Source organism: Pedobacter sp., assembly GCF_035317785.1.
Taxonomy (GTDB): domain Bacteria; phylum Bacteroidota; class Bacteroidia; order Sphingobacteriales; family Sphingobacteriaceae; genus Pedobacter.
Window position 1 is genome coordinate 1 of sequence record NZ_DATHGC010000357.1, and the last position, 11,643, is coordinate 11,643.

The following is an 11,643-nucleotide window of genomic DNA, read 5'->3' on the forward strand; positions in this document are numbered from 1 at the left end:
GGGTATCGTAAATTATCATTACTAAGTACGCTGCCCCAACCAGCAGGATTAGCCCGGCTATGATGATGAAAGTCAGTTGCATAGCGTCCGGCTTATGACTGGTGTAATAATTACCAAACATCCATAACACAGCATAATGCGTCATGTATAAGGGGTAAGAGATCTGCCCCGAAAATATGCAAACCTTTTTTAAGCCAGGGCTTAGCGTGGCCCCTGCGCCCAAAGCGATCAGCAGAGGAAAGTAAAACAGCACTATTAAAGGTTCAGAGATCCAGTTCCATTTGGAGAATGGGATGATAAAGGCCAGGAACAATAATATGGCTATGCCGGCAAATCCCAGCCTGTTTTTGATGATCCAGTTGGAACGGTAAATCAGCAGCCCTGCCAGAAAGGAATACGATATCCGGGCGCCTCCGTCCCAAAAAGTCGGGCCGCTCCAGCCGCCCAGTAAATTGTCGGAACGGTAAGCTACCCAGCAAATTGCCAGCGCCGAGATTATGGTGAGCAGCAGCAGGTAGCTGCGTCTGATCTTATAAAGTACAAATGCGTAAACGATATTGGCGATATACTCCCAGAATAAAGACCAGGATGGCGCATTGAAGCTGAACAGGTTAAATCCACGGTCCTCTATTACAGGCAAGGGGATAAGCAGCAGCGAACAAAAAAATGCCAGGATGATCTTAGCAGTGCTGTACAATTCGGGATGGCCGCCAAACGGGTCGAACAAAAATACCAGCAGGCCTAACACCGAGCCTGCTATAACCAGCGGGTGCAGCCTGATGATCCTCGATTTAAAAAATTCGAAAACGCCCATTTTTGCGATACGATCGTCATAGGCGTATCCGATCACAAATCCCGAAAGACAGAAGAAAAAATCGACAGCTAAAAAGCCGTGCCCGATAAAGTTCTTGCTGGCATCGGTGTAAACCCATTCCATAAAATGAAAGATTACAACAGCCAGGGCGGCGACGCCTCTTAATCCGTCAAGAATGTTGAAATGCTGTTTTGTTTGCAGAATTGTCGCGGAGGGTTTGTTCGTATCCATTTAGTGTGTATCCAATTCGGGTAAATTATCTAAAATATCCCTAATTTTTAGAATGCAGCCCTAATTTGTTTCCCTCGGTGTCGATAAATAATGCGAAGTATCCCATTTCAGGGCTAATGATTGTTTTCGGTACAATTATCTTTCCTCCGTTTTGTTCTATTTTATCCAATGCTGATTGTAAATCGTTTCCTGCATTCAGGTAAACAACTGCACCATCTGTTGCAGGCTTGTAGTCGTTGCCTTTTGCGAGTACAACATTCACCGTTTCTCCGTCGCTTGGCAATACGCCCATTTGTACACCGTCCATTTCCATCTCTTCAATGCTGACCTCTAAAATTGTCTGATAAAATGCAATTGCTCTTGACAGGTCGGTAACAGGAATTTCTATTATTGAAGCTAAATTTTTCATGTTATTCTTGGTTTGATTTGCAGTTTTGTTTGCTTTTTCTGTTTGTGAGTTGGCGTTGGGTGCATTCCTGCAAGCCGTAAATCCAATGCCCGTGAAAAGCATTGCAACTAGTATTGTCTTTTTCATTTCCTTTCTGTTTAAGATTGACAATACAAAATTACTATACCGGCTAAGGATAAAATTGTACAAACGCGACAGATTAATCTTCTGTGTAAAAAACAGAAGACAGCAGCATCTTATCATTCTGTAAAAAATCTTTGGGATTTATTCCCGTAAATTCCTTAAAGTCCCTGTTAAAATGTGCCTGGTCGTAATACTCACTTTCGTAAGCAATTTGAGTCAGACTTTCGGATTGCTGGTTAAGCAATAGCTTTAAGGCGGCCTGTAGCCGGATAACCTTGCTTAGTTGTTTTGGACTAATGCCTATTTGGTTCACAAATTTCCTTTCCAGTTGCCTTCTTTTAGTTAAGTCTTCTTTAAGTATGCTATTTATTGAAGTGTTGCCTTTTGTTTCCAGCATTGTATCAACGGTTAGTTTCACGACGCTGTCAATGGTTCTTTTGTTTTTAAACTTCCCCAAAAGAAAATTTTCTACGATTTCTATTCGCGCTTTGGTGTGCGTCGCCTGAATGATTTTTTGTGCCAATTCTCTGGCAGTTTTTTCTCCGAATAGCTGTTCTATTGGCGTTTCTTTGTTTGCCAGATCTTTTATGGGTCTTGTTACGAAGTTTGCAAAGCCAAAAGGGTAAAAGCGAGCTGCAAAACAGTGAACGTAACCTGTTGGTTCAATTATAAATGGCTCTGTAATTTGTCCAACTACTATTGCGCGAGGCTGCACGATAAATTCATTTTCGGAAGTATACCGTTTTATGTCATCACCCAGAATGAATATCATTTCAATGCAGCCATCAGGTACGATGCGTTGTCTTTGTGCATTAGTTTCAGCAGGGACTTCCAGAGTCCAGTAACATTTAACCAGGGATTCTAAGTCTGGATGCGATTGAAATGTTTGATAGTTCATTGATCGGACGTCGTTTGTATGCAACTGGCATTAGTTTGTCTTAACCAGTGGCTTTTTTGGGATTTGTTTTTCCCTTTCGGAAGTATGGTAGACAAATGAGGCAATGATAGTGGCGGATTTTTTGAGGTCATCTTCAACCAGTCTGTCGTAGGTATCCTGATTTGAATGATGAGTGCGTGTGTTGTAGTCCATAGGGTCCTGGATAAACTGGAACCCGGGAATCCCGGCGGCGTCAAAAGAGAGGTGGTCGGTTCCGCCTGTATTGTTTATGGTAATGGTCCCGGCACCGAGATCATTGAAGGGGCCTAGCCATTCTTTGAAAATAGGACGTGCTGCTTCATTGCCCTGCAAATAAATACCCCTGACCGTACCTGTACCATTGTCGAGGTTGTAGTAGGCGCTCACTTTTTCGTTTTCCTTTGTCTTTGGATCACCAAAGTGTTTGGCAACATATCCCCGGGAGCCATATATGCCTTGTTCTTCTCCGCTCCATAAGACTATTCTTATCGTCCTTTTTGGTTTAAAATCTATGGTCTTAAGGATGCGCATTACTTCCATCATCACGGCAGCTCCCGCGGCGTTGTCTGTAGCGCCGGTCGCTGAATGCCAGGAGTCATAGTGACCCCCGATCATTACGACTTCATCTCTGAGTTCTTTATCTGTTCCGGGAATTTCAGCAATCACATTGTAGCCGTTGGGATCCTGGTCATAGAAGGAAGTCTTAATTTCAGCTTCTATCTCTACCTTCTGACCGGCCCGCAGCAGCCTTAAGATGTGCAGAAAATCTTCTGCGGATACTTCGAGTTCGGGAGACACGGGTTTGGCGTCCAATGCATAGGAGGCGCCGTTGCTGGTAAAGAATGTGCCATAGCTGCCCCGTGCATAAGTCAGGATCAGTCCTGCTTTTTCTTCTGTAAGCATGGCACTGATGGCTGCACGTACAGCTCTTATCTTCATCATTTGCGCCCGCATATTGTTATCGCCGGCAGGACGGGGTCTTTGGGTTTCGGTGGTGGCCTGGTCCATTTTATTTAAGGCAGAGTCGGTATGCCTGACTGCATCAGGTTTATAAGTATTTTGGAGGGGCTGCAGTGTCATCTGGTCAAACATTACAATTTTTCCCGACAGTTTGCCTTTATATTTATCGAGGTCGGTAACTGTATCGGCCTTAATGAGGATCACTTCAGACCTGATCAATCCGTTGGTTCCAGGGGTCCAGGCTTTTGGTGATGCGATAATGGGATGATAGTAAGGGACGGTTGTGGCCGCATAATACTTGTCAACCTGCCAGCCTTTACCAAATTTTCCCCATGATTCGAGCTGCACATTTTTCAATCCCCATTCAGTGAACTGCTTCATCGCCCAGTCCTGTGCCCTTTTTAGGCCGGGTGAGTTGGAAAGTCTCGGGCCGGCGACATCTGTGATTTGAAATGCAATATCCATTACCCTGGAATGATCCAGGCCTTCTTTCCGAATTCTTTGAACGGCTTGCAGGTCTGCTTTGTCCTGGGCTGCAAGCGGCAGACCCAATCCGAAGAGGAGGACAATTAGGGTAGAAATTTTTATCATGTGATTTGGGTTGGTCTTCAAAGCGGAATTTACGCTAAATATCAGTTAAATAAAAATGGCAGGAATCCTCCTGCCAAATCTTAACTATTAACTAAAACTAAACTTTCTTTGATGAGTATCAGTACCACTTCCTTGAAGCTGGTCCGCTTTTTATTTTGTAAACAGGCTGGTTACCTTTGAGACGGTGACTTTGGAAGGCGACGATTTCATGGCAACTTCTTCATTCTGATTATTTGTATTGCTGGTGGCGAATGTCAACAACATCATTACAAAGACAGGAACCAGCAGTAATAAAAATGGCGATACATTGGTTAACTTTTTCATGATTGTATATTTTGTTTTAAGCGTTAAGGTTGACGATTTCATAATTGATTCTGTTTTTCCGGTATTATTGTGTTTTTTGTTCTCAAGAGCTCGCTACGCTCGGTTTGATGAAACAAATAGAATCATAAAAAAAAACCTGCTAAAATCTTTTAGACCAAGCGTATATTATTCTAGATAAACGCCTAAAAACGATAGTTTTGTAATTGATTGTTTTATTTGTCGGTTTGGTAGAAGAAAAATGCCAGTTCGTCGAATGTAAGGTCCCGGAATGGCTGGATTATTTTATTTTGGATAGATGAATATTAATTGGAATGAAGAATAAGAGGCCTTTTATTGTCCATGTTATTTTTTGGTTGCTTATTGGCCTCATCTTAACTATACAGGTGATTTTCAACAGGCGGTCTTTCAGTTTGCAGGAACTGGCCATCATCTATGGATATTCCGGGCTGGTCAATATCTCCATCTTTTACATCAATTATACTTTACTGATACCACTGCTGGTCAAGGAGCAGAAAAGATACGGCCTTTATATTGTATCTATCATGCTTTTAATAGTGGTCATGTGTATCATCAAGACCGTCGCTGCGAGTTTGAATCCTGAGGTCATTTTGTCTTATACCAGCGAAAAAGGAACGCTGGAGTACAGTTCGATAGCCAGGTATGCGGCGGAATCCCTGTTCTTTTCCGGTTTTTTTGTTGTAGTAAGCGCGCTGCCGAAATTTGCGATCGACTGGTTTGGTAATGAACGTGTACAGCGAAACCTGGAAATGGAGCGTAAAGAAATGGAGCTGCAATTTCTGAAATCACAGCTGAATCCTCATTTTCTGTTCAACTCCCTGAACAATATTTATTCGCTGGCCTATCAAAAATCAGATAAGACGGCGGATGCCATATTAAAGCTTTCGGAAATCATGCGGTACATGATCTATGAGAGCAATGACCGCTGGGTGTCTTTAAGCAAGGAAATAGAATATGTGCAAAGCTTCATAGAATTGCAAAAACTGCGGTTTAAAAATGGTGCTGCTGTTGAGTTTACAATGAATGGTGAAATAGATGATCAGCAGATCGTGCCATTGATATTGATCTCCTTTGTTGAAAATGCTTTTAAACACGGAGTGGCTAATGACCCCAGCAATCCCATCAAAATAAACATCATTGCTAATCAGAAGATACTGCATTTCAGTATCACCAATAAAAAGAATAAATACAATAAAGATGAGATGGGCGGGGTAGGCTTAAACAATGTGGAGCGCCGTTTGCAATTGCTTTATCCCGACAGGTATAAATTAAATATTGTAAATTCGGCTACCCATTATACCAGTGAATTAATGCTTGATATATGACAAAGTTAAGATGTATTGCAGTTGACGATGAACCTTTAGCGCTGGACATTATTGAAGATTATGTTTCGAAGGTTCCCTTTCTGGAACTGGTTAAAAGAACAGAAAATGCAATTGAGGCTTTACAACTGGTGCAGGCCGGCGGTATTGATCTTGTGTTTTTGGACATCCAGATGCCGGAGCTTACCGGGATACAGTTTTTGAAAATTGCCAATTCCAAGGCGCATTATATATTGACCACAGCCTACTCTCAGTATGCTTTGGAAAGTTACGACCTCAATGTTTCTGACTATTTACTGAAACCCATTGCCTTTGACCGTTTTTACAAAGCGGTAGAGAAGGTAAATAACCTGATAAAAACAACTGAGCCGGTTGCAGCTCCTCAGCCGGTGGTTACTTCGTCACCGTTTTCTGCGGCTAACCATGTCGTGCAGGATTTTATCTTTGTGAAGACTGAACACAAGATCCAGAAAATAGAGCTGGATGACATCTTATATATTGAAGGGCTTAAAGACTACATTTCCATTTATACTAAGGCCGAGCGTGTGATTACCCTGCAAAACATGAAGAAAATGGAAGAGACCCTTCCTGCCGGGCAATTTATCCGCGTGCATAAATCTTATATCATTTCACTGGATAAGATCGAGAGCATAGAACGCAGCAGGATTTCGATCTGCGGCAAGATCATTCCGATAGGAGATACCTACAGGGATGAGTTCTTTAAGCATATTGATAACAAGAATATTTAGAGTTTCAGCTGTGTCCTGATTGCATTTTCCGCTGCGGCAGAGACTTCTTCAGCATTTCTTCCTGCTGGTTCTATCGGGTCAAGTACCGTCCATTTTAACCTTTCTCCGAAACTCAGCGGAAAGCTGCCGTATTGTACGATCTTCCAGGAGTTTTCAATCGCTACCGGCACGATCAAAGCATCGGGCACAACCTTGAGCAATGTAGCGATGCCGCCTACCTGGAAGGGCTTCAGACGTCCGTCTTTGGACCGTGTTCCTTCCGGAAAGATCATAGTGGACCAGGTATGTTCCTTCATTCTCCGGCCAAGTTTAATGATCTCTGATACCGCCTGTTTGCTGTCTTTTCTGTCGATATTGGCCCCGCCGCCATATTTCAGGTTGAACGAGATGGATGGGATGCCTTTGGTCAGCTCAATCTTGGAAATGAACTTCACATGATACTTTCTTAAAAACCAGATCAGGGCGGGGATGTCGTACATGCTCTGGTGATTGGCAATAAATATAATTGACCTGTTTTCGGGAAGGTTTTGATGATTGATAAAGCTAACCGAGGAGCCGAGAAAAACGTCACAGTAAGTGAGAAAGAAATTGAGCATGTCGACAGCTGTTTTGTGTGCTTTGTAGCCTCCAAGCCTGTAGCACAGCCACTGTATTGGCTGGAAGATGATGAGGGTCAAAAAGAAGAAAAAATAAAACAGCGGGCTAAAGACATACCCTAGAAACTTATTCATAAATGGCCCTCCTGTAACAGTATTTTGGCTCTCAACAGCGCAGCTACGCTCATACTGTCTGTGATCTGTCCATTGACCACCATTTGATAAGCTTCTTCAAAAGGGAGCTTGCGTACGCTTAGTTCTTCTGTTTCTTCCGGAGCGGCCTCGCCCTGAATTAATCCCTTGGCGATATAGATGATCGCCAGTTCGTTGCTCACAGAATTCGAGAGGTGCATTCTCTGAATTTCTATCCATTCAGTGGCGGTCAGGCCTGTTTCTTCCTCCAGTTCGCGCTTCGCACTTTCCAGCGGATCAGACTCCAGCGGGCCGCCGCCCTCGGGTATTTCCCAGCTATAGGCTTTTAAAGGGAACCTATATTGCCCAACCAGCCATGTATTGTGTTCTTCGTCCAGAGGCAAAATGCCAATTGCATAGTTTTTAAAATGGACCTCGCCATAGATCCCTTTTCCACCTGACGGATTAATGACCTGATGTTCAGTTAATCCAATCCAGTTATTTTCATAGATCTTGTGGCTCTCGATAGTTATCCAGGGATTGATCTCTTCCATAGCGCCAATATACAAATTATGCTAAAGTTTTGGAGTCGGGGGTGGAGGAATTGGTTTGGTCTTGGTGATCCGGGTAAAACGGTAGTTTAAACTCAGGGTTACATTGCTGGAATTGCTCGTGTAGAAGTTTTCAGACCTGAAATTGATGCCCTCATTTAACGAGTAATTGTTACTTTTTCCAAAAGGATCTGTGATGCTGATGCGTGCATTCAGCTTATTTTTTAAAAAGACTTTTCTGGCACCCATCCATGTAGTGATCGAGCCCTTATTCCTGCCTTGTGCCGAAATGTTATTGTAGTAGTTGATATTGCCTTCAAAAGCAGTTTTAAATGGAAGCTCCATAGACATCCCGAAACTGCCCCTGATGTTTTTACCGGTTCTGCTCAGGGAATTGTTCAGTATGGATTTATAAGTGGCCTGGCTGAAGCTGACATTGGTATTGGTGGAAATGGTTTTATAAGGACGGTAGTTTCCGTTTAAGAAGAGGCCAAATTCACTGTTTGATGCTACGTTATCGTATGTGGTTTCTCCGACACCGGTTTGAAGCACGGTTTTATACCTTTCTATTACTGCCTGGCGACGGGAATAAGCAAGTCTCGGAACGAAGGACCATCGTTTGCCGTAAACACTGAAGGCCATGTCCATTTGCTGGGTCAGCTCAGGTAAAAGATCCGGATTGCCATAGTTTATATTTAGCGGATCATTGTTGTTGATCTGGGGGTTTAATGAGTTTTCTCTTGGCCTGTTCACCCTGACGCTATAGGAGGCCATGAGGTTATACCGCTGCCTGAAGCTTTTATTTACAGACAAACTGGGAAATAAATTCAAATACGGGTCAATGTTGTACTTTTCTCCGCTGGAAAGGTCAAATTTAACTGCAGTTACTTCTCCCCTCAGTCCAGCCTTCACTCCCCAGTTTTTCCCCCTTAGGTTATAAGCAGTATAGGCGGCAAAAATATCTTCTTTATACAGGAACTGGTTACTGAGCTTGTCATTGACAATATATTGCTGGGTGTCAAAATCGTAATTTTGGATGTGCTGGTCGTTGTCGTTGTTCCTGTAATTGTAACTTACGCCAGCTTCTATGTTGTCCCTCTTTTTAAATACAGGCTTTGCAAAATCCAGCTTGAAAGTCAGACCATCATTGTTAATCCCATTGTAATTGTCCTGTAGCTGCGGATTTTTATTGGCCGGAACAAATGTCCTGTTCATCGACCTTTTGTTGATGTTGTTGTCTTCACTATAGGTTAAGCCCATAGAAAGCTGACCTCCGTTGGTGTCGATATTGAGTTCATAATCAGAATCAAATACGAAATTCCTGCTTTTGACAGTTCCCAGACTGAGCTGGTTCCTTAAGTTGCGTTCAATCCGCTCTTCATCCAGGTAATGGTTAAAAGCGCCTGTGTTGTTGCTGTTGCCGTTGTTGTTAAAATTTGTGGAGATCTTTAAATTCTGTTTTTTTGTAATACTCCAGTCAAAATTAGCCCGGTAGTTTCCACCATCCAGCGCATTCCTGTTGTCGTTAAAATTGTTGTAATAAAAGGAAGTGTCCGGAAAGAAATTGTCACGATAATTCTGATTGGTATTCTTACGGATCTTATACTGGTAAGCCGCCCCGCCGTTTACAGAATAGGTCTTTCCTTTGTAGGACGCGTTGGTATTCATATTGGTGTTCCCCTGCAGGCCAACCGTAGTGCCTGCATTTCCGCCAAGGCCGATCTTAAAATTCTTTTTCATGACAATGTTGATAATGCCCTCACCATCTCCGGAATATTTTGCGGGCGGATTGGTCATTACTTCGATCTTCTCAATGGCATCAGATGGCAATACACTCAAAAGGTCAGCGATATTTGAAGTCATGTAATCGGAAGGTTTGCCGTCAATAAAGATCCGGGTATTCCGCTTTCCGGATATCGTAGCATTACCATCAAGATCCACTTCTACCATCGGTACATTCTTTAAGATATCAGATGCAGTACTGCCTTCGGCCATGATCGATTTTTCCACGTTATAGGTCATCATGTCTGCAGCAAACTGAACGAGTGGCTTTTCAGCGGTCACCGTAACTTCATTCAAACTGGTTTGATCTGCGGCCAGCTTCAGGGAACCAAGTCTTTTCTCCGGCGCCTTCTCGGTAAGTATGATGTCATTCACAGCGAGGGGAACGAATCCTATATAGCTTACCTTGATGGAATAGACACTGTATTTTAAATTGCTGATCCTAAAGAAACCATCGTCATCAGTCCTGGAGGTGATCAGTGGCTGTTCTGAACCAGCCTGGTAAATCTGGACAATGGCAGCCGGAATAGGCAATGCCCCCACCTGTTCCACAACCTTACCAGATATGGTGCCCTTGTCCAATGCAAAAGCATTGGCGGTAAAGGTCAGGAGAGTAAGCGCAACAATAAAGCGTTTCATTTAGTATTTAAAATTGTTCTTCGTCACCGCGGCTTTCCGGTTGTTCAGGTCTTTTCTTTTTAAAGCCAAAGTCATTTTTGCCGAACCGGTAACTATAGGTCAGATTGGCCATAGTTCCCTGCATCCTGCGTTTAAAATCGATAGTGGTGCTATTTGTATTGGTGGTCATGCTCCAGTTCCTGGTGTTGAACACATCTCTGATATTCAGGCTTAAGGATGATTTTTTGTTTTTGAAATCATATTTGGCACCGGCATCAATCGCGTACATTGCATTCCTTTTACCTTGTGCCATCACTTCAGGAGCACGGTAATCGCCTTTCAGCTGCAGGGTGATGTTATAGGGCAAAACAATATTATTGGTCAGGTTGGCATTCCAGCTGAAACCGGAATTTTCAACCACTCCAAATGCCGGCACTCCTATGATCTTGCTTTGGTACAGGTTCACATTGGCGGTAAAGTTCCAGGATTTGGCCACATCTACACGGCTGATCAGCTCAATGCCGCTCGAATAGTTCCTGGTGAGATTTTGAGGAGTAGTGATGGTAATGCCTTCTGCATCGGGGTCGGTTCTTACTCTCTGGATTACGTCGTTGGTCTGACGCATATAGACACTGGAAGTCAGGGTTACTTTTGACCAGAATTTGCTGTAACTGAGCTCAAATGCATGTACATCTTCCGGTCTCAGGTTGGGGTTGCCGCGGCGGTAGTTGAGCGGATCAGATACATCCAGAAAGGGATTGGTATCCCAGCCGCGCGGGCGGTTTACACGGCGGCTGTAGCTCAGCTGCAGTTGCTGCTCCCCTTTAAATTTCTGTGTAAGAAACACACTTGGGTATAATCTTTTATAAGCGACTTTTCCCGGTATATAGGACAAGTTTCCAAATGCATCATAGGTTCCCAGTTTTGTGTCCAGTGTAGCGTCTTCTGCTCTTAAACCAAACTGATATCCGAAATTTTTAACCTGATTCTGGAAGTTGATATAAAGGGCATGCACCTGGTCTTTGTTGTTAAACTCATTGGTCAGGGCAAGGTTCACAAAATAATCGCCGCTCAGGTTGTCCAATTGGTCAGCATAGGTGCTGTTTTCCGAAAAACGGATCTGACTGCGGTAGCCGGCTTCAATCTTTCCTGATTTGCCAACCGGCAGGGTATAGTCTGTCTGTATGTTGTAATTCCTGTTAAATCCGGATCCGTCATTGCGCTGGATACTCGGGAATGAATTGACAGACTGCCCGTCAATGTTATAAACATCGGTATTGTAGGTCTGGTAATTGTCATTGTTCCCTTCAGAGAAACTGAAATTGAACGTCAGCTCTTCTTTTGGCTTTTTGAACTTCTGACTGAAATCCAGGTTGAGGTCATAGCTGCCGCCGGAACCCAGGTTGTCATTATTTCTTCTGCTCAGGTTGACGGGATTTTGAAACTCATCGAGCTGATCTATCGAAAGAAACTCATTCCTGTCATTGTCCCTGATGTTAAATCCTCC

At 43.4% G+C, this 11,643-nt stretch carries 11 protein-coding genes; 2 read left to right on the forward strand and 9 right to left on the reverse strand.

Translation table 11 applies throughout. From position 1 onward, the window contains the following. The 5 genes from VK541_RS22165 to VK541_RS22185 form a co-directional block, all read right to left on the reverse strand. On the reverse strand, positions 1–1,045 hold a 1,045-nt coding region (locus VK541_RS22165), incomplete at its 3' end, for an acyltransferase (protein WP_324372720.1). A 40-nt stretch (positions 1,046–1,085) separates the two neighbouring features. Then, positions 1,086–1,580: a VOC family protein gene (locus tag VK541_RS22170; RefSeq protein ID WP_324372721.1), complete on the reverse strand. Its 495-nt coding sequence runs from the start codon at positions 1,578–1,580 to the stop codon at positions 1,086–1,088. Positions 1,581–1,653: 73 nt separating this feature from the next. Then, positions 1,654–2,475, reverse strand: coding sequence for a helix-turn-helix domain-containing protein (locus tag VK541_RS22175; RefSeq protein ID WP_324372723.1), 822 nt, complete (start codon positions 2,473–2,475; stop codon positions 1,654–1,656). A gap of 30 nt (positions 2,476–2,505) precedes the next feature. Beyond that, complete coding sequence (locus VK541_RS22180; RefSeq protein WP_324372725.1) at positions 2,506–4,044, reverse strand: M28 family metallopeptidase; 1,539 nt, start codon at positions 4,042–4,044, stop codon at positions 2,506–2,508. A gap of 150 nt (positions 4,045–4,194) precedes the next feature. Further along, positions 4,195–4,368, reverse strand: coding sequence for a hypothetical protein (locus tag VK541_RS22185; protein WP_324372727.1), 174 nt, complete (start codon positions 4,366–4,368; stop codon positions 4,195–4,197). Between the two features lie 311 nt (positions 4,369–4,679). Here VK541_RS22185 and VK541_RS22190 point away from each other — a divergent pair, with 311 nt between their 5' ends. Together VK541_RS22190 and VK541_RS22195 are read left to right on the forward strand one after the other, a co-directional pair. Beyond that, the gene (locus tag VK541_RS22190) at positions 4,680–5,711 is read left to right on the forward strand and encodes a sensor histidine kinase (RefSeq protein WP_324372728.1); all 1,032 of its coding nucleotides are present in this window, start codon (positions 4,680–4,682) and stop codon (positions 5,709–5,711) included. Beyond that, positions 5,708–6,457 (forward strand): LytTR family DNA-binding domain-containing protein, encoded by a 750-nt coding sequence (locus VK541_RS22195; RefSeq protein WP_324372730.1) that lies wholly within the window; start codon positions 5,708–5,710, stop codon positions 6,455–6,457. Before VK541_RS22190 ends, VK541_RS22195 begins: the two co-directional genes overlap by 4 nt. On the opposite strand, the gene VK541_RS22200 is transcribed toward VK541_RS22195, so the two are convergent. The 4 genes from VK541_RS22200 to VK541_RS22215 form a co-directional block, all read right to left on the reverse strand. Further along, positions 6,454–7,188 carry a lysophospholipid acyltransferase family protein gene (locus VK541_RS22200; protein ID WP_324372732.1) on the reverse strand — a complete coding sequence of 245 codons (735 nt, stop codon included), beginning with the start codon at positions 7,186–7,188 and terminating at the stop codon, positions 6,454–6,456. The genes VK541_RS22195 and VK541_RS22200 overlap by 4 nt on opposite strands. Next, positions 7,185–7,739: an NUDIX hydrolase gene (locus VK541_RS22205; RefSeq protein WP_324372734.1), complete on the reverse strand. Its 555-nt coding sequence runs from the start codon at positions 7,737–7,739 to the stop codon at positions 7,185–7,187. The genes VK541_RS22200 and VK541_RS22205 overlap by 4 nt, the downstream gene beginning before the upstream one ends. Positions 7,740–7,760: 21 nt before the next feature. Further along, positions 7,761–10,157 (reverse strand): outer membrane beta-barrel protein, encoded by a 2,397-nt coding sequence (locus tag VK541_RS22210; RefSeq protein ID WP_324372736.1) that lies wholly within the window; start codon positions 10,155–10,157, stop codon positions 7,761–7,763. A 7-nt stretch (positions 10,158–10,164) separates the two neighbouring features. After that, the coding region (locus tag VK541_RS22215) for an outer membrane beta-barrel family protein (protein WP_324372738.1) at positions 10,165–11,643 on the reverse strand (1,479 nt) is incomplete at its 5' end.